The organism is Streptomyces sp. NPDC050416 (assembly GCF_044458845.1).
Lineage (GTDB): Bacteria > Actinomycetota > Actinomycetes > Streptomycetales > Streptomycetaceae > Streptomyces.
Window position 1 is genome coordinate 111,688 of record NZ_JBITII010000011.1, and the last position, 25,109, is coordinate 136,796.

Genomic DNA, 25,109 nt, shown 5'->3' on the forward strand with positions numbered 1-25,109 from the left:
TCCGTCCTCCCAGCTCGTGCGCGTGTCTGGCCGGATCGTACTCGGCGCGGCGGACCCCGGCGAGGGCCGGACACCGGCCCGCCGATCAGCCCGGCGCCACGAACCCCGACTCGTACGCCGCGATCACCGCCTGCGTGCGGTCCCTGGCTCCCAGCTTCGCCAGTACGGCGCTCACATGCGACTTCACGGTCTCGGTGCCCACGACCAGCCGGGTGGCGATCTCCGCGTTCGACAGGCCCCGCGCCATCAGCCGCAGGACCTCGCCCTCCCGCTCGGTCAGCTGGGCCCGCTCCATCGCCGCCCGCGCGGCCCGGTTCCCGCCGTCGTCGCCGTACTCGGCGGCCAGCTGCCGTACCGAGGCCGGGAACAGCAGCGACTCGCCCTCGGCGATCAGCCGCACCGCGTGCACGATCTCGGCCGGCCGGGCCCGCTTCAGCAGGAACCCGTCGGCGCCCGCCCGCAGCGCTTCGTAGACGTACTCGTCGTTCTCGAACGTCGTCACCACGAGGATCCGCGGCGGGTCGTCGACCGTCCGCAGCAGCGACCGGGTGGCCTCGATACCGTCCAGCAGCGGCATCCGTACGTCCATGGCGACCACGTCGGGCCGCAGTTGCCGCACGAGCGGGATCACCGCCGCCCCGTCCGCGGCCTCCCCGACGACCTCGATGTCGGGCTGGGCCTCCAGCACGGCCCGCAGACCCGCGCGCACCAGGGGTTCGTCGTCGACGAGGAGGACGGTGATCGGCATCCGACCAGCGTAGATCAACTCAGCGGCAGCTCGACATGAACCTGCCAGTCACCTTCGTCGGGGCCGGTCCGGGCCAGCCCGCCGAGCAGGGCGGCGCGCTCGCGTATGCCGCGCAGGCCGCTGCCCCGCCCGGCGCCGGGAACCGGCTCCGCCAGCGGGTTGCGTATCGCGAGGACGAGCAGGGGGCCGGAGGCGTCCACGCGGACCCGGACGGGTACGGCTCCGGCGTGCCGCAGCACATTGGTCAGCGCCTCCTGGAGGATCCGGTAGCCCTCCCGGGACACCGGCCCGGGCAGGGTGTCCACGGGGCCGGTCACCTCGGCGTCGACCTTCGCCCCGGAGGCACGCGCGGACTCCAGCAGCCGGTCGGCGTCCACCAGGGTCGGTCTGCTGCTCACGGGTTTCCGTGACTCACGCAGGACGCCCAGCACCCGCTCCAGGTCCTCCAGGGCGGCCCGGCCGGTCTCCTCGATGGCGACCAGCGCCCGGTCCGTGAACTCCGGGTCACCGGCCGCCCGCGCGGCCCCCGCCTGCACGACGGCGACCGTGAGCGCGTGGCCGATGGAGTCGTGCAACTCGCGGGCGATGCGCGTGCGTTCCAGGAGCTGTTCGGTGCGCTCCTCCAGCACGGCGAGACGCTCCGCGGGTGACGGGCCGAGCAGGCGCAGGGCGATGCGGGTGATGAGGCGCCCCGAACCGACGACGACCGCGGCCCCCAGGATCAGGGGCAGGGGCGCGAACAGGGCGTGCCACGCGTGCCGGCCTTCGACGGGAAGCCAGGCGCCGCCGGCACGCTCGTCACTGACCGCCGTCGACACCAGATCCACCGCGAGGAGGAGGAGCTGGACGCAGAGGTGCGACACCAGGACGCCGAGGAACAGCCGCGCCCCCAGCCACACCACCACCCGGCCGCGGTCGCTCCAGGTGGCCGAGGGGGTGACCATGATCTCCGGGGTCTCGCCGCCGTCTCTGTGGCCGGTCAGCAGCAGCCGGGCCTGGAACCCCTCCACGACCCGCGTGGCGGGGACGAGGCCCGCCAGCCCGAGCAGCACGGTCGCTGTGCCCACGGTCCACCACGCCTCGTCGATGAACAGCCACAGGGACGGCCACACGATGGCCATGGACAGATGCAGCCACCGCGTGTACGTCACCGCCCGCGTCAACGGGCGCAGCATGCGGACCATGGCGTCATCGTGCCAGCCGCCACTGACAACGGGCCTCCCCCGCACGGGGGAGACGATCTCCACCGCCGGGGGAGGCCCGCACCCCGGCCGACCGGCCACGCTGCCGCCATGACCAGCATCGAAGTCCAGGACCTCACCAAGGAGTACGGCGGCAAACGGGCCGTGGACGGCCTCACCTTCCGCGTCCTGCCCGGCCGCGTCACCGGCTTCCTCGGCCCCAACGGCGCCGGGAAGTCCACCACGATGCGGCTGGTGCTCGGCCTCGACCGGCCTGCCGCCGGCTCCGCCACCCTCGGCGGCCGTGCCTACGCGACACTGCGCGAACCCCTGCGCCACGTGGGCGCCCTGCTCGACGCGCAGGCCGCGCACGGTTCCCGCACCGCCCGCGACCACCTCCGCGTCCTGGCGAGCAGCAACCGCATCCCGGACCGGCGGGTCGACGAGGTACTGGAGGAAACCGGCCTGGCGTCGGTGTCCCGGAGCCGGGTGCGGACGTACTCCCTGGGCATGCGCCAGCGCCTCGGCATCGCCGCCGCCCTGCTGGGCGACCCCGATGTGGTCATGCTGGACGAGCCGTCCAACGGACTCGACCCCGAAGGCATCGTGTGGATCCGGCAGTTGCTGCGCCGGCTCGCGAGAGAGGGCCGCACCGTCCTGGTCTCCAGCCATCTGATGAACGAGACCGCGTCCTTCGCGGACCACCTCGTCGTCCTCGGCCGGGGCCGGCTGCTGGCCGACACCCCGATGCGGGACTTCATCCACGCGCGCGTGCAGCCCAGCGTCCGCATCCGCACCTCCGACCCCGCCACCCTCCGCAGCGCCCTCGCCCGGCACGGCCATGACGCCGTGGAACACGTGGACGGGCACTGGACCGTGCACCACGCACGCGTGGACGACGTCGGCCGCATCGCCTCCGAAGCGGGTGTGCCGGTCCTCGAACTCGCCGCCGAGGAGGGCACGTTGGAGCAGGCCTATTTCGACCTCACGTCGGCCGAGGCCGAATTCACCACGCAGCCCCAGGAGGCCTGACCATGGAACTCACCCCCGTCCTCCGCTCCGAGTGGCTGAAGATCCGTACGCTCCGCTCGCTGCCGGGCGCGCTCCTGGCCCTGTTCGCCGCGACCACGGCGTTCTCCGCGATCGCCGGTGTCTCCGAGCCGTCGGACCCCGGCTTCGACCCCCTGTTCACGGCCCTGTCCGGTGTGGTGCCGGGGCAGATCGCGGCCGTCTCCTTCGGGGCCATGGCCGTGTCGTCGGAGTTCCAGTCGGGCGCCCTGCGGCTCTCGCTGGCCGCGGTTCCGCGGCGCGGCCGGTGGTTCGCGGCCAAGGCGGCCGTCATCGCCGTACCGGCCCTGCTGGTAGGACTGGTGACCGCCCTGGCGGCCCTCCTCGTGGCCCGGGCGGGGCTCGGCCCGGCGGCCGACGGACTCGGCACCGGCGAGCAGGTGCGCGGCGTCGTGGGCTGCGGTGTCTACCTCATGCTGATGGCCCTGTTCGCCGCCGGACTCGCCGCCCTGCTGCGCAGCGGCGTGGCCACGCTGTCCCTGCTGATCCCGTTCATCCTCGTCGTGTCGTTCGTGATCGGCGACGCGACGGGCACCGTCGCCGACTTCCTGCCCGACAAGGCGGGACAGCTGGTCCTGAGGGAGACGTACGACGGCACCCTCGGCCCGTGGTCGGGGCTCGCGGTGACCGCGCTCTGGGCCGCGGCCGCGCTGCTGGCCGGAGGGTGGAACCTGCGCCGCCGCGATGCCTGACCGCGAGGCGGCGGGAACAGGTTGACGCCCCGCCAAGTGTCAGTGGCGCCGGGTTTACTGGACGAATGAACATCGCACAGCACATCGCCCTCATCGACGAGCTGTGCTACCGCCCCTTTCCGGCGGAGCACGGCCCGTCGGACGTCGGCGTCTCCGGACCCGGCCGGCACACCGCGGTGTTAGAGGCCGCGCCCGACGACGACCCGGCGCTCCGCGCGGTGACGATCGACCAGTACGAGAAGGACCGGGACGCCGTCTACGAGCTTCTCGCCTCACGCTGGGGCGACACGCCCCCCTACAACCTGCAGACCGTCCTGCTGCGCACCGAGCGCGAGGAGATACCCCGGCCGTGGGCCGAGTTGAGCGCGTGCGCGAGCGTCGCGTACGTGTGGGAAGTGGAGGGCACCGGCCGCTGGGTCGCCGTGGCGGTCACCGACCGCGACACCTCGCGCGGGGTCCGGCTGCTGGCCCTGGTCACGGAGACGGACCCGCCGTAACGGAGACGCCCCGCCGTAACGGAGACGCCCCGCCGTAACGGAGACGGGCCCGCCGGAACGGAGACGCCCCGCCGTGAGGGATCAGCTCTCGGCGGCTTCCCGCAGTCGCGCGAACTCCTCGGCCATCGTCTCGGCCGTCCAGTGCGCGTTCAGCCCGCTCGGATTGGGCAGCACCCACACCCGCGTGTCCCCGATCAACCGCGACTGCGGCCCGACCCGGGCCTTCCGGTCGTCGAACGCGGCGCGGTACGCGGTCACTCCGACCACGGCCAGCCAGCGCGGCCGAAGCCGCCCCACCTTCAGCGCGAGCAGCCGTCCGCCCTCCCGGTACTCCTCGGCGCTCAGCTCGTCGGCCCGAGCGGTCGGCCTGGCCACGACGTTGGTGATGCCTAGCCCGTACGACAGCAGCTCCTGCTGCTCGGACGGCTTCAGCAGCCGCGGCGTGAAGCCGGAGCGGTGCAGTACCGGCCAGAAGCGGTTGCCCGGGCGGGCGAAGTGATGGCCCGTCGCGGCCGTCATCAGCCCGGGGTTGATGCCGCAGAACAGCACCCGCAGACCGTCCGCGACCACGTCCGGTACGACGCGGTCGCGGGCGGCCTCCAACTCCTCGGGCGTGAAGCGAGGCATCGGGTGCGGCGCGTCAGAGGATCGCGCCGGGCGTGTAGCCCGCGGCCTGGGGGTGCTGCTTCACGATCTCCTCGACCCGGGCGACGACGGCGGCGACCTGGTCGCCCGCGGCACCGGTGAAGGACAGCTTGTCGGCCATCAGCGCGTCCAGCTCGGCGCGGCCGAGCGGAATGCGCGTATCGGCGGCCAGCTTGTCGAGCAGCTCGTTGCGCTCGGCGCCCTGCTCGCGCATCGCGAGCGCGGAGGCGACGGCGTTCTCCTTGATCGCCTCGTGGGCGAGCTCCCGGCCCACGCCCGCGCGCACGGCGCCCATCAGCACCTTGGTGGTCGCGAGGAACGGCAGGTAGCGGTCCAGCTCCCGCGCCACGACCGCGGGGAACGCGCCGAACTCGTCGAGCACCGTCAGGAACGTCTCCAGCAGACCGTCCAGCGCGAAGAACGCGTCCGGCAGCGCGACCCGGCGCACCACCGAGCAGGACACGTCGCCCTCGTTCCACTGGTCGCCCGCCAGCTCGCCGGTCATCGAGGCATAGCCGCGCAGGATCACCATCAGGCCGTTGACGCGCTCGCACGAGCGGGTGTTCATCTTGTGCGGCATCGCCGAGGAGCCGACCTGGCCCGGCTTGAAGCCCTCGGTGACCAGCTCGTGCCCGGCCATCAGCCGGATCGTCTTCGCCAGCGACGACGGCGCCGCCGCCACCTGCACCAGCGCCGTCACGACCTCGTAGTCCAGCGAGCGCGGGTAGACCTGGCCGACCGAGGTGAACGCCTGCGAGAAGCCCAGGTGCGTGGCGATCCGCTGCTCCAGTTCCGCGAGCTTCGCGGCGTCCCCGCCCAGCAGGTCCAGCATGTCCTGCGCGGTGCCGACCGGGCCCTTGATGCCGCGCAGCGGGTAGCGGCCCAGCAGCTCCTCGATCCGGCCGTAGGCGACGAGCAGCTCGTCGGTGGCGGTCGCGAAGCGCTTGCCGAGAGTGGTGGCCTGCGCGGCCACGTTGTGCGAACGGCCGGCCATGACCAGCTCGCCGTACTCACCGGCCAGCTTGCCCAGCCGCGCCAGGACCGCCACCGTACGGTCGCGCATCAGTTCCAGCGAGAGGCGGATCTGAAGCTGCTCGACGTTCTCGGTGAGGTCGCGCGAGGTCATGCCCTTGTGCACGTGCTCGTGCCCGGCGAGGGCGTTGAACTCCTCGATCCGCGCCTTCACGTCGTGCCGCGTGACCTTCTCGCGCTCGGCGATGGAGGCCAGGTCGACGGTGTCGAGCACACGCTCGTAGTCGGCGAGCGCCGCGTCCGGCACCTCGATCCCGAGGTCCTTCTGCGCCCGCAGCACGGCGAGCCAGAGCTGCCGCTCCAGCCTCACCTTCTGCTCGGGCGACCAGAGCGTGGCGAGCTCGGCGGAGGCGTAGCGTCCGGCGAGGACGTTCGGGATGCGGGGCTTGGCGGGAGCGGAAGTCACGTGGACGGATTCTACTGGCGTTCCTGCAGGCCGGCGCGACGGGTGCGTTCGTGGGAACCTACAAGAGCGTGTCGGCGCCCCCGCCCGCGAGCCCGCCGGTCATGCGCGCCGTCGCGGGAACCGCCTACGCCCGGTCCTCGTACGGCAGCAGCTCCGGCCGCTTCGGCGGCAGGCCGTCGCCCGAGGAGCGGCCCGTCAGGCGGCGGCCTATCCAGGGCAGCAGGTGCTGCCGGGCGAACCGCAGGTCCGCCGCGCGCCGCATGACCCAGCCGGGCGGCAGCGTCGTCGGCATCGGGGTGCGCCACTCGGTGTCCTCGGGCTCGTAGCCGAGCGCCTGCCACACCGCTTCCGCGACCCGGCGGTGCCCTTCGCCCGTCAAGTGCAGCCGGTCCACGTCCCACATGCGCGGGTCGGAGAGCGAGGGGGCGCCGTACAGGTCGACGACGATCGCGTCGTGCCGGGCGGCGAGTTCGTCGACGCAGACGAACAGCTCCTCCATGCGCGGCCGGAACCGCTCCAGGACGGGACCCCGGCGGCCCGGACTGCGCATCAGCACGAGCTGCTTGCAGGCCGGGGCCAGCCGCTCCACGGCCTCCTCCAGGAGTCCGCGCACCCGGCCCATGTCGCACTTCGGCCGCAGCGTGTCGTTGAGCCCGCCGACCAGGGTGACGACGTCGGCCTCCATGGCCGCCGCCACGTCCACCTGCTCGTCGACGATCTGCCGGATCAGTTTGCCGCGCACGGCGAGGTTGGCGTAGCGGAAACCGGGCGTGCGGGCCGCCATCCTCGCAGCGAGGAGATCGGCCCAGCCCCGGTAGGTGCCGTCGGGCAACAGGTCCGACATGCCCTCGGTGAAGGAGTCGCCGACCGCGACGAGGCTGCTGTAGGTGGGGTTCGTGTCCATGGCGGCGGAAATAGTATCCCGTGCACATACCCAGCAGTCGGTCACCCGTCCGGAAGCATCGACGACCCTCGATTTCCTGCCCGCTGCCTCACGCCCGCTGGCCGAACAGCTCCCGCAGGACGTCCTCCATGGTCACGAGGCCGGCCATCCGGCCGTCCGCCCCGAGGACGGCCGCGAGGTGCGTACGGCTGCCCCGCATCGCCGTGAGGACGTCGTCCAGCGGCGTGTGCTCCCGCACGCGCGCGATGGGCCGCATGTCCCGCAGCCGGAACGGCACCTCGCGCCCGGTGGCGTCCAGCGCGTCCTTCACATGCAGGTAACCGACGATCCGCCGCCCTTCGTCCACCACCGGGAAGCGTGAGAACCCGGTCTCCGCCGACAGCCGCTCCAACTCGTCCGGAGTGACGCCCACCCGCGCGTACACCACGCGTTCCAGCGGCAGCACCACGTCGCGCACCGGACGGCGGCCCAGTTCCAGCGCGTCGTGCAGCCGCTCCTGGGCGCGGTCGTCGATGAGGCCGGCCTCGCTGGAGTCCTTCACGATCTGCGCGATCTCGGCGTCCGAGTAGGACGCGGCGACCTCTTCGCGCGCCTCCACGCGCAGCAGCTTCAGCAGGGCGTTGGCGAAGGCGTTCACCGTGAAGATCACCGGGCGCAGCGCCCGGGACAGCGCCACCAGGGGCGGGCCGAGCGTCAGCGCGCTGCGCACCGGCTCGGCGAGCGCGATGTTCTTCGGCACCATCTCGCCGAGCAGCATGTGCAGATACGTGGCCAGGGCCAGCGCGATCACGAAGGACACCGCGTGTCCCGCGCTCTCGGGCACGCCCATCGCGTGGAACACCGGCTCCAGCAGGTGCGCGATCGCCGGCTCGGCCACCACACCCAGCACCAGCGTGCACAGCGTGATGCCGAGCTGCGCGGCCGCCATCAGCGCGGACACGTGCTCCAGGCCCCACAGCACGCTCTTGGCGCGCCGGTCGCCGCGGTCGGCGTAGGGCTCGATCTGGCTGCGGCGCACCGAGATCAGCGCGAACTCGGCGCCGACGAAGAAGGCGTTGACGACGAGCGTCGCCAGACCGATCAGCAGCTGGACGGCGGTCACAGCTCCACTCCCTTCTCGTCGGGCTTCTCGTCGTCGAGGGGTGCTTGCAGCCGGACGCGCGCGGCCCGGCGGCCCGTGGCGTCCAGGACCTCCATCCGCCAGCCGGCGACCTCGAGGATGTCACCGGCGGCCGGTATCCGGCCGAGCACCGTCGCCACCAGCCCGGCGAGCGTCTCGTACGGCCCCTCCGGGGCACGCAGCCCGACGCGTTCGAGGTGGTCCACGCGCGCGGAGCCGTCGGCCGAGTACAGGGCGTGCCCGGCCTCGTCCGTGCCGGCCGGCGCGAGGTCGGGCAGCTCGTGCGGGTCGTGCTCGTCGCGCACCTCGCCGACGACCTCCTCGACGATGTCCTCCAGGGTGGCCACGCCCGCCGTGCCGCCGTACTCGTCGATCACCACGGCCATCGTGCGCTTGCCGGAGAGCCGGTCCAGGAGCCGGTCGACGGTGAGGGTCTCCGGGACGAGCAGCGGCTCGCGCATCAGCTCGGAGACGAAGATCCGGGTCCGGCGCTCCGCCGGGACCGTCAGCACGTCCTTGACGTGTGCCGTCCCGACGACCGAGTCGAGGGTGCCGCGGTAGACGGGGAACCGGGACAGGCCGGTCGCGCGGGTCGCGTTCGCCACGTCCTCCAGGGTCGCCTGCACCTCCAGGGCGACGACCTGCACGCGGGGCGTCATCACGTTCTCCGCGGTCAGGTCGGCGAGGTTCAGCGTCCGTACGAACAGCTCGGCGGTGTCGGCCTCCAGGACGCCTTCCTTGGCGGAGTGCCGGGCGAGCGCCGCCAGCTCCTGCGGCCCGCGCGCCGACGCCAGCTCCTCGGCGGGCTCCACACCGATCCGGCGCACGACCCGGTTCGCCGTGTTGTTGAGGTGCGTGATGAACGGCCGGAACGCGGCGCTGAACCAGCGCTGGGCGTTGCCCACGGTTTTGGCGACCGCCAGCGGCGACGAGATCGCCCAGTTCTTGGGCACCAGCTCGCCGACGACCATCAGGAACACCGTCGACAGCGCCGTGCCCAGCACCAAGGCCAGGCTGTGCGACGCCGACCGTGACACGCCGATGTACTCCAGCGGCCCGGCGATCAGGGCGGCGATCGACGGCTCGGCGAGCATGCCGACGACGAGGTTCGTGACCGTGATGCCGAGCTGCGCGCCGGAGAGCTGGAACGTCAGATTCCGTACGGCCTTCAGGGCGCCCTGCGCGCCCCGCTCGCCGCGCGCCACCGCCTGCTCCAGCTCGGCGCGCTCGACCGTGGTGAGGGAGAACTCGGCCGCCACGAAGGCGCCACAGGCGAGCGAGAGCAGGATCGCCGCCAGGAGGAGGAGCACTTCGGTCATCGGTTCACCCCCGTTCCATGGTTCTCCAGGACGGGGCGGAACGCGCGGTGTCGCGTACTGGGAGGCTCGCCCATGGGCGGACGCTCACAACCTTTCATGCAGAACCGAGTGGCCATCCAAGGGTAAAGGATGGGCAAAGTCCTGTAGCCGGGGTGCTCAGCGCGGCTCGGCGGGCACGCTAGAAGCAACGGGTTCGCTTTAAGGTGGGTTCCGTGAGCAGGCAGATGGTGCGCCCCGGTGGGCGCAGTGCGCGGGTCCAGGCGGCGGTGCACACCGCCGTGCGCGAACTCGCCTCGGAGGTCGGCCGGGACGCCCTGACCGTGCCGATGGTCGCCCAGCGCGCGGGCGTGACGCCGTCCACGATCTACCGCCGCTGGGGAGACCTGCAGGCGCTGCTGTCGGACGTGGCGGTGGAGCGGCTGCGGCCCGAAACCGAGCCCGCCGATCACGGCACCCTGGTGTCCGACCTGACGGCCTGGGCCGAGGAGTTCCTCGATGAGATGGCCTCACCGCCCGGCCGCGCCTACATCCGCGACGCCCTGCTCGGCGACCCGGACGGCGGCAACGCGGGCCAGTGCTCCGCCTACGCCGCCGAGCAGATCGACGTCATCGTCCGTCGCGCGTCCGAGCGGGGGGAACCGGCACCCGATGTCGAGACGGTCGTCGACCAGGTCGTCGCGCCCTTGATGTACCGCATCCTGTTCCGCCCGGACGGACTCGACACCGCCTACGCCCGTCGGCTGGTGGCGGGAGCCCTCAGTCGGTGAGGGGCTTCACCCAGCGTCGCCACCGCTCCTCGGGCGCGTACCCGGCGGCTCCCCACGCGTGGTGCGCGGTCTCGTTGCGCGTGAGCACCATCGCGTCCGCGCGCCGCCCGCCGAGCGTGACGAACCGCTCCTCGGCCGCGGCGAGCAGCGCGGAGGCGATGCCCTGGCGGCGCTGGTCCGGATGCACGGCCAGCCGGTAGAGATGGCAGCGCCAGCCGTCGAACCCCGCGATCACCGTGCCCACCAGCTCACCGTCCCGCTCCGCGAGGATCAGCGCCTCGGGGTCGCGTGCGACCAGCCGCTCCACGCCACCGCGGTCGTCGCTGATGCTCGTGCCCTCGGCGGCCACCTTCCAGAAGGCCAGCACGGTGTCCAAGTCCTCGGGCGTCGCGGCCCGGATGCGCAGCTCGGTCATGCGGTGATCACATCACGCACGGTCACACCGGGCGTATGGATTTCAGCATCCGGACGTCAGACCCCGTGCGGTGCCGGTCACACCCTCACTCGTGTGCGATGGCCGCCAGTACGTTCATGCGGGAGGCACGCAACGCCGGGAGCAGCGCCGCGACGACCCCCACCACCGCCGAGCCGATCACCACCGCGACGATCGTGGTCCACGGGATCGCGAGGGCCGTCATGCCCTGGAGGGCCAGCACCTCGTGGGTGCACACGCCCCACACCAGCCCCAGCGCGAGCCCCAGGACGGCCCCGAACACGGCGATCACCACCGACTCCAGCCGGATCATCCGCCGCAGCTGCCGCCGGGCCAGCCCGATCGCCCGCAGCAGCCCGATCTCCCTGGTGCGCTCGACGACCGACAGCGCCAGGGTGTTGACCACGCCGAGCACCGCGATGATGATCGCCAGCCCCAGCAGCGCGTACACGAGGTACAGCAGGACGGCGATCTGGTCGTGCACCAGCTGCTTGTAGTCGGCCAGGTCCCGCACCTGCACCTGGGGGTAGGGGTCCAGGGTCCGCTCCAGGTTCGCGCGCAGGTCGTCGTCGCTGGTGCCGGTGGCGGCGTTGACGTACAGCGCGGAGTCCTGCCCGCCCGGCGCGTACCGCTCCAGCGTGGCGAGGCCGAAGTAGAGCCCGCCCTGCGTGCCGAACCCCTCGGCGGAGTCCTGGTCGGTGAGGGCGCCGACAGTCAGCTCGGCCCTGCGTCCGCCCGGGAACTCCACCGGGACGGTGCTGCCCACCCGCACGCCGTGGTCGCGCGCGAAGTCCCGGTCCATGGCGAGGCGCCCGTCCGCGAGAGCCGCCGCCGAATCCCCTTGCACATACGTGATATTGGCTACCTCGTCGAGCCGTGGATCGTAGCCCGCGGCGGTCGTCTCCACGCGGTCGCCGTCCGGGAGCCGCACCCCGACGGGCGTGAACCGCCCCCGCACGACGAGGCCCGCGCCCTCGGTGCCGCGCACCTTGTCGGTGACCTCCTTCGGGAACGGCAGGAAGTTGGTGTTCTGGATCACGAAGTCGGCACCCAGCGTCTTGTCGATCTGCCGGTCGAACGAGGCGGTCATCGACTCGCTCGCCACCGACATCCCGCCCACCAGGGCGAGGCCCACCATGAGCGCGGCCGCGGTGGCGCCGGTACGGCGGGGATTGCGCAGGGCGTTGCGCTGGCTCATCCGGCCGATCGATCCGAAGAGGGCGGGGAAGGCCCCGCCGAGGACACGGATCACCGGGCGCACCAGCAGCGGCCCCGCGATCACGGTCGCGATCAGGGTGAGCACGATGCCGAGCCCCAGCAGGGACGCCGCCGACGACGTCCGCTCCGCCACCACGCAGCCCACGAGCGCCGCCGCACCGGCCGCCCCGACGACCGCGCCCGCCACCGCGCGGACCCGCAGCGGCCGGCCCACCCCGGCGACCTCGGCGTCCGAGAGCGCGGCCATCGGCGACACCCCGGCGGCCCGCCGCGCCGGCAGATACGCGGCGACGAAGGTGACCCCGAGACCGACGACGTACGCCGTCACAGGCGTCACCCAGCCGATGACCATCTCGCCGGCGTCGATGTTCATGCCGAGCAGCCCCATCAGCTCGATGAGCCCGGCCGCGAGCCCGACGCCGGCGGCGAGTCCCAGCGTGGAGCCGACCAGACCGAGCAGGAGCGCCTCCGTGAGCACCGAACGGCGGACCTGGCGCCGGTCGGCGCCGAGCGCACGCAGCAGCCCCAGCTCGCGGGTGCGCTGGGCGATCAGCATGGAGAAGGTGTTGACGATCAGGAACACGCCGACCAGCACGGCGACCCCGGCGAAGCCGACCATCACGTACTTGATGACGTCGAGGAATCCGCCCAGCTGCTCGACGTCCGACTCGGCCTGCTCGTCGGCGGTCCTGAAGTCGTAGGCGCGGGCGCCGAGCGCGGCGGCCACGTTGTGCTTGAGCTGCTCGTCGCTGACACCGTCGGCGGCGTCGACCGAGATGCTGGTGGCCGCCCGCGGACTGTCCAGCAGCTTCGCCTGCGCGGTGCGGGGGTCGAGGAACACCAGTGCGGCGCCAGGGTTGGTGGTCGTGAACGTGGCGATGCCGACGACCCGGACCTTGAACGACCCGGGCGGTGCGATCACGGTGAGGGTGTCGCCGATCGCCACGTCCTTGCGGTCGGCGGTCTCCGAGTCGAGCAGCGCCTGCCCGTCGCCGCGCGGCGTGTGACCGGAGGTCAGTTCGACGGGGCTGCGCTCGTTGGGGTTCCAGGCCGTGCCGAGCGTGGGAGCGCCGGTGGTGGGGCCGACCGGCTCGTTGTCCTGGTCGACGACCGTGAGGCCGTCCACGTCCACCTCGGCGCGTGCCGCCGCGACTCCGTCGACCCGCCGCACGCGTTCGGCGAGCGCGGCCGGCAGGGTGGCCGTCCGGCCGGAGGGCACGGCCTCGTCGAGGCCCTCCTTCGGGCTGACGGTGACATCGGCCGCGGTGGAGGCGAACAGCCGGTCGAACGTACGGCTGACGGTGTCCGAGAAGATCAGACTGCCCGTGACGAACGCGACGGACAGCAGGACGGCGAGTGCCGAGAGCAGCAGCCGCCCCTTGTGCGCCAGGAAGCTCCTCAGGGTCGCCTTGAGCACGGGTCAGTTCTCCTCGGACGCCGCCGGGGCGTCGTCGAAACGGGTCCGGATCACGTCGAACCGCTTCATGCGTTCCAGCACGGACTCCGCCGTCGGCCGCCGCATCTCGTCGACGATCCGGCCGTCCCCGAGGAAGAGCACCAGGTCGGAGTGGGCGGCGGCGCCCGGGTCGTGGGTGACCATGACGACGGTCTGCCCGAGCTGGTCCACCGCCTCGCGCAGGAAGCCCAGCACCTCCAGGCCGGCGCGCGAGTCGAGGTTGCCGGTCGGCTCGTCCGCGAAGATCAGCTCGGGCCGGGAGGCCAGCGCCCGCGCACAGGCCACCCGCTGCTGCTGGCCGCCGGAGAGCTGCGACGGCCGGTGCCTGAGCCGGTCCCGCAGGCCGAGGGTGTCGATCACCTGGTCCAGCCACTTCTCGTCGGGTTTCTTGCCCGCGATGTCCATGGGCAGGGTGATGTTCTCCAGCGCGTTCAGGGTCGGGATGAGGTTGAACGACTGGAACATGAACCCGATCCGGTCGCGGCGCAGCCGCGTCAGATCGCGCTCCTTCAGACCCGTGATCTCCGTGTCGCCGAGCCACACCTGCCCGGCCGAGACGGTGTCGAGCCCCGCCAGGCAGTGCATCAGCGTGGACTTCCCGGAACCCGACGGCCCCATCACCGCGGTGAACCGGCCGCGGACGATGTCGACGTCCACCGCGTCGAGCGCGAGCACGGTCGTCTCGCCCGAGCCGTACGCCTTGGTCAGACCGCGGGCCCGGGCCGCGATCCCGTCGGCCGACGCGAGGCCGGGGACGTGCTGCGCAGCAGGTGTGGACAAGGCCGCCTCCTCGTGGTGGACGCCGGATTCCGTCACCTTGCCCGAGGGTAATGTGACGCGGCCCACACTCGTATCCTCCTCGGGTCGGAGTTCCGCCCTTGCCGGTGCTAGCACCTCCGCGCTAGCTTCGAGGTATGGCGAAGACCCAGCTGAACGTGCGAGTCGACGAGGGCACCGCCCGGGCCGCCCGCGAGCGCGCCCTGGCCCGCGGCATGAGCGTCAACCGCTACATCGAGGAGCTGGTCAGACAGGACACCGGCGAGGTGGGCCACACGTTCGTGGAGGCCGCCGCCGACTTCATGAAGCAGTACGAGTCCGTCTTCGCCGAGGAGTTCGGCCCGGACCGTGAAGGCACGCGCGAAGGTCGCCGCTGAACCCTTGAACAACCTCGAGATCGACCTCGCCTGGCTGCTGATGCTCGCCGAGCAGAAGACCCCGGGAGACCCCCAGGTCACCGACTGGGGAGCCCTCGTCGCCGCCGTCGCACGCCACCAGGCCGCCATATTCGACGTCCCCGTCTACGACAGCCCGCACGCCCGCGCCGCCGCGCTCCTCCAGCTCCTGATCCACGTCCCCGCGCTGGAACGCTCCAACGCCCTGTTCGCCTCCGCCGTCGCCTACGCGTACCTCGTCGCCAGCGGCGCCAAGGTCGTCACCTCACCCGAGCAGGTCCGCGACCTCGCCCGGCTGGTCAAGAGCGGCGAGGCGTCCGTGCGGGACATCGAGCAGGAACTGCGCCAGTGGAGCCTGTGACCGCGCGGGCTACGAGCTGACCGGGCGCCACGCCGTGCCCAGCACGCAGTACGAGATGGGCAGCGCCGGCCCCTGCTCCGGCAACAGCATCCGCCGGTAGGGGCCGAGCTCGAAACCGGCGTCCCGCAGCGCCCGCACCGGCTCCCGTGCCAGATGGCAGCCCCCGCTCACCAGCGGCCACACCGTCCGGTCCAGGGCGCGCTGGCTGAAGGTCATCACCCGGCCGCCGCCCCGGCCGTGCTCGAAGAACCGCACCTCACCGCCCGGCCGCAGCACACGCCTGAGCTCCCCGAGCGCCCGGGGCACGTCCCGCACACTGCACAGGACCAGGGACACCACGGCCGCGTCGAAGCCCTCGCTCTTGACCGGCAGCGCCTCGGCCGCCCCCGGCACCACGTCGACTGGCACGTCCGCACGCAGGGCGGCCTCCACGGCCAGCTGCCGCAGCCGCCGCTCGGGCTCGATGGCCACGACCTCGGAGACGGTGCCCGGGTAGTGCGCGAAGTTCAGCCCGTTGCCCGCGCCGATCTCGATCACCCGCCCCGACAGCCCGTCGAGCAGCCGCTCGCGGACTTGGCCCACGCCCATCCGGGTCTCGGCGGCGACACTGATCCGCGCGTAGTAACGTGCGAACAGGGGATGGTGCACGGCATCTCGTGACGCCTTGCCGGAACGGGCGGACCGGAGCGGCATGGAGACCTCCCTGACGAGGCGGGCCTTACCGCGATTGTCCCCCGGACGAGCCCGGCGCACCCCTGCCGTCTACCGCAGGAGTACGCGGCTCAGCACCGGCCGATGGTCACTGCCCGTCGCGTCCAGTGCCGACACCTCCGTCACCTCGACGCCCCGGCCCAGCACCTGGTCGATCCGCGCCACCGGCAGAGCGGCCGGCCAGCTGAACGCGAACCCCGACTTCGGGGCGCCCAGCCGGGAGGTGAGCGGGCCGAGCCCTCGGTCCTGCACCGTGCCGTTGAGGTCGCTCACGACCAGGAGCCGGCCGGCCGGGTCGTCCGCGACCCGGGCGCCGAGCAGTGCCGCGCTCTCGTCGCGGGCCGCCGAGGCGAACCCCGTCGGACCCAGCCGGACGGACGGCAGATGGACCACGTACACCGCGAGCTTCCCGCCCGGCGCGGACACCGTGGCTCGCAGCCCGCGCCGCCAGCTCTCCGGGAAACCCTCGGGCCGGATGTCCACCGCCCGCACGTCCGACAGGGGCCAGGCCGACCAGAGCCCGACCGTGCCGTGGACCGCCCGGTGCGGGTGGGAGACGCCCAGCACGTCCTGATAGGCGGGCCGCGCCGCGGGCGTCAGTTCCTCCACGGCCACCAGCCCCGCCCGCGTGGCGAGCAGGGCGCGTGCCGTGCCGGCGGGATCGGCGTTGTCGTCGGCCACGTTGTGCTGGACGACGGTCAGGTCGTACGACGCCGGGGACGAGGCGAACCACATCCCACCGAACATCCAGAGCCAGACGGCCACGGGCGCCAGGCAGGCGAGCAGCCCTGCCCGTGACCGCTTGAGCACGGCGACGCCGCCGAGGAGAGGCACCGCCACGCCCAGCCACGGCAGGAACGTCTCCAGCAGGCTCCCCAGACGCCCGACACCGTTGGGCACGGCGGAGTGCAGGGCCAGCAGGCCGGCGACACCCATGGCGCCGCCGACGAGCCAGGCGTTCCACGACGGCCTGCCGTCGACGACCACGTCAGGCGAGTTCCGCCGCCAGCAGGGCGGCCGTCCTGGCCACCAGCGCGTTGTCGGCCGGGGCGTCCTGTTCGGGCTGGGTCGTCAGGACGGACAGCACGATCGGCGACCCGTCGGGCGGCCAGGTGATGCCCACGTCGTGGGCGCCGCCGTACTCCGGCTGGCCGGTCTTGTCGGCCAGCACCCATTCCGGGGGAAGTCCCTTGCGGAACTTCTCGGTACTGGTGGTGTTCCGCAGCAGCCAGTCCGTGAGCCGTGCCCGGTCCCGGGGCTGCAGCGCGTCGCCGAGCACGAGACGGGCGTAGGTCAGGCCGATCGCGCGGGGGGACGTCGTGTCGGTCACGCGCCAGGGCTCCGCGGAGTTGAGCTCGGGCTCCCACCGGTCGAGCCGGGTGACACCGTCACCGACCGAGCGGGCGAAACGCGTGATGGCGGTCGGACCGCCCAGCTCCTTCAGGAGCAGGTTGCCCGCGGTGTTGTCGCTGAAGCGGATGGTGGCGTCGCACAGTTCGCCGACGGTCATGCCGGTCGCGACGTTGTCCTCGGTGATGGGGGAGTACCCCGACTTCGTGACGTAGTCCTTGGTGTACCGGATGCGCCGGGCCAGGAACTCGCCGTCCCGGTCGAGGTCGCGCAGCACGGCCGCGGCGGCGAGCGTCTTGAACACCGAGGCCATCGGGAAGCGTTCGTCGGCCCGGTAGGCAACCGTCCGGCCCGTACGCATGTTCCGCGCGTACACGCCGAGCCGGGCGGTGTGCTCCCGCTCCAGTTCCCTCAGCCGTGCGGTGACGCCGCCCGTAGCGGGTAAGGCGTGAGCCGTGCCGCCGCCCAGCGAGAGAGCGGCGGCGGCGCCCAGCACGAGGGCCGTGCGGCGGGACGGGCGTGGGTGTGTGCTGTGCACGGTGTTCCTTTCGGAGGTGATCGCGTACGTAGTCCAACACGCGATCACCTCCGCGCCGGTTTCACCGCGCACCCGCCCGGAACTCTCAGAACGCCGGGGGCGCCTGGCGTACGTGGAACGCCTCCGCGTCCCACGTACCGTCCAGGCGCGGCGCCAGCCACTGCGGCGCGGCCGCCCGGAAGGCGGCGGGGGCAAGGGCCCCCGACCCGGCGGGCACGGAGCCCAGCAGCGGTGCCCCGGCCACGTCCGGCAGGTCCGCGAGATTGCAGCGCGAGGCGAGATCCGGCGCGGCGGGCCAGCTCCCGATCACGATCCCCGCCGGGTCCAGCCCCCGGGAGCGGAGCTCACGCGCCGTCAGCTCCGTCGTGTTCAGGGTGCCGAGCCCCGCCGACACCACCACCAGCACCGGCGCGGACAGCAGCCGGGCCGCGTCCGCCAGGGTGCCGCCGGCCGGGTCGAACCGTACGAGCAGCCCGCCCGCGCCCTCGACGAGCACCAGGTCGTGCTCGGTGGCCAGCTTGGCGGCGGCCTCCGCGACCTCCTGCGGATGCACGGGGGCGCGACCGGCCCGGCGGGCGGCCGTGGCGGGCGCCAACGGCTCGGGATAGCGGGCGAGTTCCGCCGTCGTCACGGCACCCGCGAGCCGCGCGACCTCGGCGGCGTCCCCCGGCTCGTCCGGCCGGACGCCCGTCTGCGCGGGCTTCAGCACAGCCACCGAACGGCCGGACGCCAGCGCCGTCGCGGCCACCGCGGCGGTCACGACCGTCTTGCCGACCTCCGTGCCCGTGCCCGTGATCACCAGTACCGACATGTCATCCCTCCCGCGCCGCCGCGCACACCGCCCGCGCGATGCGCGCCACGTCCGCGTCGCCCGTCACGTACGGCGGCATGGTGTAGATCAGATCGCGGAACGGCCGCAGCCACACGCCCTCGCGTACGGCCGCCTCCGTGGCCGCCTTCATGTCGACCTCGTGGCCGAGCTGGACGACCCCGATGGCGCCGAGGACCCGCACGTCCTTCACACCCGGCAGATCCGAGGCCGCCGCGAGCCCGTCCCGCAGCCCCGTCTCGATCCGCTTGACCTCCGTGCGCCAGTCCTGGCCGAGCAGCAGCTCGATCGAGGCGCAGGCCACCGCCGCCGCCAGCGGATTGCCCATGAAGGTCGGGCCGTGCGCGAGCACCGGCACCCCGCCGCGCGAGATGCCGTCGGCGACCCGTGGGGTACACAGCGTCGCCGCCATGGTCAGGTAACCGCCGGTCAGCGCCTTGCCCACGCACATCACGTCCGGTGTCACGGCCGCGTGCTCCGCAGCGAACAGCGCGCCCGTGCGGCCGAAGCCGGTCGCGATCTCGTCGAACACCAGCAGCACGCCGTGTGCGTCGCACGCCTCGCGCAGGACCCGCAGATAAGCGGGGGAGTGGAACCGCATCCCGCCCGCGCCCTGCACCACCGGTTCCACGATGACCGCGGCCAGCTCGTCGGCATGCCGCTCGACCGCCGCGCGCAGCTGCTCGGCGTACGACTCCTCGTACCCGGCCGGAGGCGGACCGACGAACACCTGACGCGGCAGCACCCCGCTCCACAGCTCGTGCATCCCGCCCTCGGGATCGCACACCGACATCGGCTGCCAGGTGTCGCCGTGGTAGCCGCCGCGCCAGGTCAGCAGCCGCTGCTTGCGGGGGCGGCCCAGCGAGCGCCAGTACTGGAGGCACATCTTGACCGCGACCTCGACCGACACGGACCCGGAGTCGGCGAGGAACACATGCTCCAGACCCTCGGGCGACATGTCGACAAGCAGCTTCGCCAGCCGCACGGCGGGCTCGTGGGTGAGCCCGCCGAACATCACATGGCTCATCCGCTCCAGCTGCCCGCGCGCCGCCTCGTTGAGCACCGGGTGGTTGTAGCCGTGGATCGCCGACCACCAGGACGACATGCCGTCGACCAGTTCTCCCGAGCCGTCGGCGAGCCGCAGCCGCACCCCGCTCGCCGACTCCACGACGAGCGGCTCCCGCCGGCCGGGCATCGGGCCGTAGGGATGCCACACATGCCGCCGGTCGAGCTCCAGCAGCTCGGGCACCGTGAGCTCGGGCACCGTCAGCTCAGGCATTGGGCGCGAGGTCCGTTCCGGCGCCCCGGCGGCGGACGGCGACCAGGTCGGTACGGGGCTCCGCGGCCGTGCGGGGCTCGGCGGCTTCCGGAGCGGCGGTGGAGCCGCAGACTCCGCCACCCCCCTCGGAACCGCACACTCCGCCGCCGTCGTGGCAGCCCCCGGCCGCCCGGTGTTCCGGCAGCGTCACCTGGTCGGTGCCCTCCACCTCGAACCCGGCGTCCGCGATCATCTCCAGGTCGGCCTTGCCCGCCTGGCCCTCGGTCGTGAGGTAGTCGCCGAGGAAGATCGAGTTGGCCAGGTGCAGCGCGAGCGGCTGCATCGTGCGCAGATGGACCTCCCGGCCGCCCGCGATGCGCACCTCGACGTCCGGGCACACGAAGCGCACCATGGCCAGGATCCTCAGGCAGCGCTGCGGGGTGAGGTTCCACTCCTTGGCGAGCGGGGTGCCCTCGACCGGGATCAGGAAGTTGACCGGAACCGAGTCCGGGTCCAGTTCGCGCAGCGAGTAGACGACGTCGACCAGGTCCTCGTCCGTCTCGCCCATGCCGGCGATCAGCCCGGAGCAGGCGGACAGCCCCGCCGCGTGGGCCTTCTCCACGGTGTCCACGCGGTCGGCGTAGGTGTGCGTGGTGGTGATCTCCCCGTACGTCGCCTCGGACGTGTTGAGGTTGTGGTTGTAGGCGTCGGCGCCGGCCTCGCGCAGCCGCTCGGCCTGTCCGTCGGAGAGCAGCCCGAGACAGGCGCACACCTCGACGCCCTCGTTGTTCTCCTTGATCGCCCTGATGGTCTCGGAGACCCGGTCCACGTCCCGGTCCGTCGGACCGCGCCCGCTGGCCACCAGGCACACCCGCTTGGCGCCCCCGGCCACCCCGGCCGCCGCCGCGTCGGAGGCCTGGTCCGGTTTGAGCCACGTGTACTTCAGGATCCCGGCCTGGGAGCCGAGCCGCTGCGAACAGTAGGAGCAGTCCTCGGGACACAGGCCGGACTTGAGGTTGACGAGATAGTTGAGTTTCACCCGCCGGCCGAACCAGTGCCGGCGCACCTTCCCGGCCGCGGCCACCACATCGAGCAGGTCGTCGTCGGACGTCGCGAGGACGGCCAGTGCCTCTTCTCGGCTCGGCAGCTCGCGCCGAAGCCCCTTGTCCACCAGCGTGTTCAGCAGGTCCATGGGAGCCGATCCTGTCCTACGGAGGCGCCCCGGGCCAAGGAGACTTCGGACAACAGAGTCGCTTCGAGGTGTGGGTATTGCCACATACTGACCTGCTGGAGCTCCCGCTAGTGTCTGTGCACTGCCTACAAATTCCCCGGAGGACCACCCATGGCGTTCGGCTGGATCGACGAGCAGGACCGGCTGCGCCGCCGTGCCGGACTCGTCCGGACTCTGCGCCCCCGTCCGGCCGTTTCGCCGCTCCTCGACCTGGCGAGCAACGACTATCTGGGCCTGGCCCACCATCCCGAGGTCACCGAGGGCGCGGCCCGGGCCGCGCGGCTCTGGGGCGGCGGCTCGACCGGCTCCCGGCTGGTGACCGGCAGCACCGAACTGCACGCCGAACTGGAACAGGAACTGGCCGATTTCTGCGGCTTCGAGGCGGCCCTGGTCTTCTCCTCCGGCTACGCGGCCAACCTCGCGGCGGTCACCGCGCTGGCCCCGCACGGCTCCCTCATCGTCTCCGACGCGGGCAACCACGCCTCGCTCATCGACGGCTGCCGGCTGGCCCGCGGCACGACCCAGGTGGTGGCGCACGCCGAGCCGGACGCCGTGCGCAAGGCGCTGCACACGCACGAGGGCCCGGCGATCACCGTGTCCGACACGGTCTTCTCGGTCGACGGCGACGCGGCCCCGCTGTCCGCGCTCGCGAAGGCGTGCCGGGAGCACGGCGCCGGACTGGTGGTCGACGACGCCCACGGCCTGGGCGTCCTCGGCGACGGCGGCCGCGGCGCCCCACACGCGGCGGGGCTCGCGGGCGCCGACGACGTCGTCGTGACGGTCACGCTGTCCAAGTCGCTCGGCAGCCAGGGCGGAGCCGTCCTCGGCCCCGCCCGGGTGATCGACCACCTGGTCAACGCGGCACGGACGTTCATCTTCGACACGGGTCTCGCCCCCGCGGCGGCGGGGGCGGCCCTGTCGGCCCTGCGGCTGCTGCGCCGCGAGCCGGAGCGCGCGGCACGGGCCCGCGCGGTGGCGGGCGAGCTGTACGCACGCCTGACCGCCGCGGGTCTGGAAGCGGTACGTCCCGACGCCGCGGTGGTCTCCGTGCGGGCGCCCTCTCCCGAGGACGCCGTGCGCTGGGCGGCCGAGTGCCGCGCGGCGGGCCTGGCCGTGGGCTGCTTCCGTCCTCCTTCCGTACCGGACGGCATCTCACGGCTCAGGCTGACCGCCCGCGCGGACCTGACCGGTGAACAGATCGAACGCGCTGTACGACTGATCGGCGAGACGCGGCCATGAGTCGGCGTGACACGGCCGTGCGTCGCTCGACAAGGGACTGATCAGAAGTGGTGCGGACGTAGCTCGGATGCGGCTCAGATGCGGTCGACCGCGGCCGTGAACTCCGCCCAGCTCCTCGCGGAGAAGAGCAGCGCGGGCCCGGCCGGGTCCTTGGAGTCCCGCACGGCGAGCAGTCCGGCCCAGGGCGGGACGTCCGGACGCGCGGTCTCGACGCAGTTGTTCGCGCCGGTGCTGTAGCTGCTGCGCAACCACCGCACACCGTGCAGTTCGATGCTTGAGGGGACGTGACGAGGCAGTGCACGCATGGTGCCTCCTTACGCGCCGGCGGCTGTCCCGGCGATGAAATCCAACGAGTCCTCGGGCGAAAGGGCGTGGATCTGAAGGGCGTTGAAGGCCTCCGTGTAGGCCTGGAGGTCTTCTTTCCGTTCGAGGTAGAGGCTACTCGTCAAGTGGTCGAGAACAACCACATCCAGATCAGATGTGCTCGAAAATGAGAAGATAACGAAAGGGCCGGTAACGCCGATGTGCGCCCCGGCGGCGAACGGCAGCACCTGGAGCCGCACCTGGGGCAGCCGCGCCGCCTCGACCAGCCTCTCCAGCTGCCGGGCCATGACCCCCGGCCCGCCCACCTCCCGCCGCAGCACCGCCTCGTCCAGGACGGCGCTCAGTTCCAGCGGCGGATCCGCGCGCAGCACGTCCTGCCGGGCCAGCCGCACCTCGACCAGCGTGTCGAGCCGGTCCTCCGGCAGGCCCTCCACCGCGGCCTTCGTCACCGCACGCGCGTACTCGGGTGTCTGGAGCAGCCCCGGGACGACGGTGGTCTCCAGCGTGCGCATCGCCCCGGCCTGCGACTCCAGGCTGATGAAGTCCCGGTAGGTGGGCGGCAGCACCCCGCGGTAGGCGTGCCACCAGTGGGTCCGGCCGTCGCTGTCCTCGGACCCCGCCAACACCATGAGCAACTCGCGCAGCTGCCTGTCCGCCACGGCGTACGCATCGAGAAGTAACCGCACATCGGCCGGTTTCACCCCGCTCGTGCCCGTCTCGATACGGCTGACCTTCGACTGGTGCCAGCCCACCAGCCGGGCCGCCTCACCACTGGTGAGCCCCGCCGAGGTGCGCAGCGCGCGAAGTTCGGCGCCCAGTTTCCGGCGGCGCACCGCGGGACCGTGCTGCATGGGCTACTCCTTACTCCCTCCGAGCCACCCAAATACGGTCTCGCGTCGTAGAGTTCACCGCTTTGAGCGACAGATATATGCATATCTTGGTGGATCGCCGCCCTTGAGGGGTGTTCTGGTGGCACTCTGGCGACGAAGCACCAGTCCGGGACCGTACTCGAACCTTCCGCTCCGTGTCGGACTGCGGTCCCGCGGGAAAGGGACGACGTCGCCATGGCAGACCATCTGGAAGCATCCGTCACTCTGCCGAGCGATCCCGCCTCGGTCTCCGCGGCGCGCGCCTACGTCGTGGGCACGCTGGCGGAGTGGGGCCTGCCGGCGGACACGGAAGTGTCCGACTCCATCCGGCTCATCATCTCCGAACTCGCCACCAACGCCGTCCAGCACACCTTCGGACAGTCCCCCACCTTCACGGTGGACGTCGCACTCGACCGCGACGAACACCTGCGCATCGGCGTCACGGACAGCCACCCGCGCTTCCCCAGACGCCTGCCCGCCGCCGTCCAGCAGGACAATGGCCGCGGCCTCGTCATCATCCGCTGGCTGACCGCGGAATGCGGCGGCAGGCTCAGGATCCGCCCCACCCGCGAGGGCGGCAAGACCATCTCGATCGAACTCCCCTGGACCGTCCCGGCCCAGCCCGTGCCGACGGCGAGGAAGCAGGAGCCGTGACCTCACCGCGTCCGTGACGTGTGCCGCGCGCGGCCGAACGCCGAGCGCAACAAGGCCCGAAAAGCCTCCACGGCAGGCGCCGCCTCCTCGCCCCGATAGGCGACGGAGATCGTACGGCGCAGCTCGCCCGCCCCGAGCGGGCGCACCCCGACCGGCGTGACCGACGTCCGCGCCACCATCTCCGGTACGACGCCCACCCCGTGCCCCGCACTGACCAGCGCGTACCCGGGTGTCGAGACCAGCACCGACGGGCTGGCCCCGGCCCTGGCCACCGCGCGGGCCGCCGAGGAGGTCACCGGTGCCGCGCTGACGCTTCCCGGCGTGCTGTTCCTTCTCGAACCCCTGAGGGCTGCCTGATGGTGCCGCGCAGCGGCGCGGGGATCCGGACGGCGCCCCGGGGCGCGGGCTCCTCGACGGTGGCTTCAGGTCGCTCGGGGCGGGCGTCCGTCTCCTCGCGCAGCCCCGCCCGCCGCACCAGCCGGGGGAGCAGCCCCCACAGGCCGACGCAGACCAGGAACGTCGCCGCGCCCGCGGCGATGCCACCGGCCCGACTCGTCGTCACGTCCACCACCAGGAGCACGGAACCGCTGAAGGCGAACACCAGCACGACCAGGCCGGTGGTGGCCAGTCGTGAGGAGACCTGCACGATGCGCGGCTTGGCGCCCTGCTGGAAAAGCGAGCGGTGCAACGCGGCCGGCGCGGTGAACAGCGCCGCGGCCAGGACCGCCAGCAGCAGCGTGATGACGTAGGTGACGCGCTGGACCGTGTCGAGGGACGTGAAGCGCGAGGTGAACGCGAGCGACAACAGGAACGCGAACAGGATCTGTACGCCCGTCTGGGTGACCCGGAGCTCCTGGAGCAGCTCGACGAAGTTCCGGTCGGCGCGTTGCAGCGGGGTCTCGCCGCGTGCGGTGCAGGGACGGTGCTCGGCCATGGGGGACGGGTAACCACTTGAGGCCGTGTCACGCTCCGGCGTGGGGGGGGGGGGGCGGGGGGGCCCCCCCCCCCCCGCCGCCCCGCCCACCCCCCCGCCCCCCCACCAGCCGGTGAGCCGGAAGTGGAAAACACACCCAACCCCCCCCACAAG

Annotated in this window: 28 protein-coding genes; 8 read left to right on the plus strand and 20 right to left on the minus strand. The window is 72.5% G+C overall.

The features are described from left to right. Positions 1–85 precede the first annotated feature (85 nt). Positions 86–748 carry a response regulator gene (locus tag ACIBL4_RS30145; RefSeq protein ID WP_399414945.1) on the minus strand — a complete coding sequence of 221 codons (663 nt, stop codon included), beginning with the start codon at positions 746–748 and terminating at the stop codon, positions 86–88. A gap of 14 nt (positions 749–762) precedes the next feature. After that, the gene (locus ACIBL4_RS30150; RefSeq protein WP_399414946.1) at positions 763–1,932 is read right to left on the minus strand and encodes a sensor histidine kinase; all 1,170 of its coding nucleotides are present in this window, start codon (positions 1,930–1,932) and stop codon (positions 763–765) included. A 108-nt stretch (positions 1,933–2,040) separates the two neighbouring features. Between ACIBL4_RS30150 and ACIBL4_RS30155 the strand changes: the two genes are divergently transcribed. From ACIBL4_RS30155 to ACIBL4_RS30165, 3 genes are all read left to right on the plus strand, one after another. Further along, positions 2,041–2,961: an ABC transporter ATP-binding protein gene (locus tag ACIBL4_RS30155; protein WP_399414947.1), complete on the plus strand. Its 921-nt coding sequence runs from the start codon at positions 2,041–2,043 to the stop codon at positions 2,959–2,961. Positions 2,962–2,963: 2 nt separating this feature from the next. After that, the gene (locus ACIBL4_RS30160) at positions 2,964–3,689 is read left to right on the plus strand and encodes an ABC transporter permease (protein WP_399414948.1); all 726 of its coding nucleotides are present in this window, start codon (positions 2,964–2,966) and stop codon (positions 3,687–3,689) included. Between the two features lie 65 nt (positions 3,690–3,754). Next, on the plus strand, positions 3,755–4,186 hold the full coding sequence (locus ACIBL4_RS30165) for a hypothetical protein (RefSeq protein ID WP_307173901.1): 432 nt from the start codon (positions 3,755–3,757) through the stop codon (positions 4,184–4,186). A gap of 81 nt (positions 4,187–4,267) precedes the next feature. Here the strand turns inward: ACIBL4_RS30165 and mug are convergent, their stop codons facing one another. The 5 genes from mug to ACIBL4_RS30190 form a co-directional block, all read right to left on the minus strand. Further along, a complete protein-coding gene (mug, locus tag ACIBL4_RS30170; RefSeq protein ID WP_399414949.1) occupies positions 4,268–4,813 on the minus strand; it encodes a G/U mismatch-specific DNA glycosylase in 546 nt (181 codons plus the stop codon). A gap of 13 nt (positions 4,814–4,826) precedes the next feature. Beyond that, a complete protein-coding gene (gene purB / locus ACIBL4_RS30175; protein ID WP_399414950.1) occupies positions 4,827–6,269 on the minus strand; it encodes an adenylosuccinate lyase in 1,443 nt (480 codons plus the stop codon). A 124-nt stretch (positions 6,270–6,393) separates the two neighbouring features. Next, positions 6,394–7,173 (minus strand): SGNH/GDSL hydrolase family protein, encoded by a 780-nt coding sequence (locus tag ACIBL4_RS30180; protein ID WP_399414951.1) that lies wholly within the window; start codon positions 7,171–7,173, stop codon positions 6,394–6,396. Positions 7,174–7,261: 88 nt separating this feature from the next. Continuing rightward, the gene (locus ACIBL4_RS30185; RefSeq protein WP_399414952.1) at positions 7,262–8,275 is read right to left on the minus strand and encodes a hemolysin family protein; all 1,014 of its coding nucleotides are present in this window, start codon (positions 8,273–8,275) and stop codon (positions 7,262–7,264) included. Next, entirely contained in the window at positions 8,272–9,612 is a 1,341-nt protein-coding gene (locus tag ACIBL4_RS30190; RefSeq protein ID WP_399414953.1) for a hemolysin family protein, read from the minus strand. The genes ACIBL4_RS30185 and ACIBL4_RS30190 overlap by 4 nt, the downstream gene beginning before the upstream one ends. A 224-nt stretch (positions 9,613–9,836) precedes the next feature. Here ACIBL4_RS30190 and ACIBL4_RS30195 point away from each other — a divergent pair, with 224 nt between their 5' ends. After that, positions 9,837–10,379 carry a TetR/AcrR family transcriptional regulator gene (locus ACIBL4_RS30195; protein WP_399415148.1) on the plus strand — a complete coding sequence of 181 codons (543 nt, stop codon included), beginning with the start codon at positions 9,837–9,839 and terminating at the stop codon, positions 10,377–10,379. Here ACIBL4_RS30195 and ACIBL4_RS30200 read toward each other — a convergent pair. The 3 genes from ACIBL4_RS30200 to ACIBL4_RS30210 form a co-directional block, all read right to left on the minus strand. Beyond that, positions 10,369–10,794 (minus strand): GNAT family N-acetyltransferase, encoded by a 426-nt coding sequence (locus tag ACIBL4_RS30200; protein WP_399414954.1) that lies wholly within the window; start codon positions 10,792–10,794, stop codon positions 10,369–10,371. The genes ACIBL4_RS30195 and ACIBL4_RS30200 overlap by 11 nt on opposite strands. A gap of 85 nt (positions 10,795–10,879) precedes the next feature. Further along, positions 10,880–13,447: an ABC transporter permease gene (locus ACIBL4_RS30205; protein ID WP_399414955.1), complete on the minus strand. Its 2,568-nt coding sequence runs from the start codon at positions 13,445–13,447 to the stop codon at positions 10,880–10,882. Between the two features lie 3 nt (positions 13,448–13,450). Next, on the minus strand, positions 13,451–14,266 hold the full coding sequence (locus ACIBL4_RS30210) for an ABC transporter ATP-binding protein (RefSeq protein WP_399415149.1): 816 nt from the start codon (positions 14,264–14,266) through the stop codon (positions 13,451–13,453). 134 nt (positions 14,267–14,400) lie between these two features. On the opposite strand from ACIBL4_RS30210, the gene ACIBL4_RS30215 reads away from it, so the two are divergent. Beyond that, on the plus strand, positions 14,401–14,640 hold the full coding sequence (locus ACIBL4_RS30215; RefSeq protein ID WP_086853303.1) for a toxin-antitoxin system HicB family antitoxin: 240 nt from the start codon (positions 14,401–14,403) through the stop codon (positions 14,638–14,640). A gap of 4 nt (positions 14,641–14,644) precedes the next feature. Next, entirely contained in the window at positions 14,645–15,019 is a 375-nt protein-coding gene (locus tag ACIBL4_RS30220) for a hypothetical protein (RefSeq protein WP_010041116.1), read from the plus strand. 9 nt (positions 15,020–15,028) lie between these two features. Here the strand turns inward: ACIBL4_RS30220 and ACIBL4_RS30225 are convergent, their stop codons facing one another. The 6 genes from ACIBL4_RS30225 to bioB all read right to left on the minus strand — a co-directional run bounded on the left by ACIBL4_RS30225 (position 15,029) and on the right by bioB (position 20,897). Beyond that, positions 15,029–15,712, minus strand: a complete 684-nt coding sequence (locus tag ACIBL4_RS30225) for a class I SAM-dependent methyltransferase (protein ID WP_399414956.1) — start codon at positions 15,710–15,712, stop codon at positions 15,029–15,031. A 69-nt stretch (positions 15,713–15,781) separates the two neighbouring features. Further along, on the minus strand, positions 15,782–16,666 hold the full coding sequence (locus ACIBL4_RS30230) for an endonuclease/exonuclease/phosphatase family protein (RefSeq protein ID WP_399415150.1): 885 nt from the start codon (positions 16,664–16,666) through the stop codon (positions 15,782–15,784). Positions 16,667–16,718: 52 nt separating this feature from the next. Beyond that, a complete protein-coding gene (gene bla / locus ACIBL4_RS30235) occupies positions 16,719–17,618 on the minus strand; it encodes a class A beta-lactamase (RefSeq protein ID WP_399414957.1) in 900 nt (299 codons plus the stop codon). An 85-nt stretch (positions 17,619–17,703) separates the two neighbouring features. Continuing rightward, positions 17,704–18,429, minus strand: a complete 726-nt coding sequence (bioD, locus tag ACIBL4_RS30240; protein WP_399414958.1) for a dethiobiotin synthase — start codon at positions 18,427–18,429, stop codon at positions 17,704–17,706. A 1-nt stretch (position 18,430) separates the two neighbouring features. Continuing rightward, positions 18,431–19,726 carry an adenosylmethionine--8-amino-7-oxononanoate transaminase gene (locus ACIBL4_RS30245; RefSeq protein WP_399414959.1) on the minus strand — a complete coding sequence of 432 codons (1,296 nt, stop codon included), beginning with the start codon at positions 19,724–19,726 and terminating at the stop codon, positions 18,431–18,433. Beyond that, a complete protein-coding gene (gene bioB / locus ACIBL4_RS30250) occupies positions 19,719–20,897 on the minus strand; it encodes a biotin synthase BioB (protein WP_399414960.1) in 1,179 nt (392 codons plus the stop codon). The genes ACIBL4_RS30245 and bioB overlap by 8 nt, the downstream gene beginning before the upstream one ends. Positions 20,898–21,047: 150 nt before the next feature. Between bioB and ACIBL4_RS30255 the strand changes: the two genes are divergently transcribed. Next, positions 21,048–22,175 (plus strand): 8-amino-7-oxononanoate synthase, encoded by a 1,128-nt coding sequence (locus tag ACIBL4_RS30255; protein WP_399414961.1) that lies wholly within the window; start codon positions 21,048–21,050, stop codon positions 22,173–22,175. Positions 22,176–22,249: 74 nt separating this feature from the next. On the opposite strand, the gene ACIBL4_RS30260 is transcribed toward ACIBL4_RS30255, so the two are convergent. Next, a complete protein-coding gene (locus tag ACIBL4_RS30260; protein ID WP_356923780.1) occupies positions 22,250–22,480 on the minus strand; it encodes a DUF397 domain-containing protein in 231 nt (76 codons plus the stop codon). Positions 22,481–22,489: 9 nt separating this feature from the next. After that, on the minus strand, positions 22,490–23,350 hold the full coding sequence (locus ACIBL4_RS30265; RefSeq protein ID WP_356923779.1) for a helix-turn-helix transcriptional regulator: 861 nt from the start codon (positions 23,348–23,350) through the stop codon (positions 22,490–22,492). A gap of 213 nt (positions 23,351–23,563) precedes the next feature. Between ACIBL4_RS30265 and ACIBL4_RS30270 the strand changes: the two genes are divergently transcribed. Next, positions 23,564–24,022, plus strand: coding sequence for an ATP-binding protein (locus ACIBL4_RS30270; RefSeq protein ID WP_399414962.1), 459 nt, complete (start codon positions 23,564–23,566; stop codon positions 24,020–24,022). Positions 24,023–24,024: 2 nt separating this feature from the next. Here ACIBL4_RS30270 and ACIBL4_RS30275 read toward each other — a convergent pair whose 3' ends face one another. Then, positions 24,025–24,318 carry a LysR substrate-binding domain-containing protein gene (locus ACIBL4_RS30275; protein ID WP_399414963.1) on the minus strand — a complete coding sequence of 98 codons (294 nt, stop codon included), beginning with the start codon at positions 24,316–24,318 and terminating at the stop codon, positions 24,025–24,027. After that, a complete protein-coding gene (locus ACIBL4_RS30280; RefSeq protein ID WP_399414964.1) occupies positions 24,315–24,956 on the minus strand; it encodes a DUF6328 family protein in 642 nt (213 codons plus the stop codon). Before ACIBL4_RS30280 ends, ACIBL4_RS30275 begins: the two co-directional genes overlap by 4 nt. Positions 24,957–25,109 lie beyond the last annotated feature (153 nt).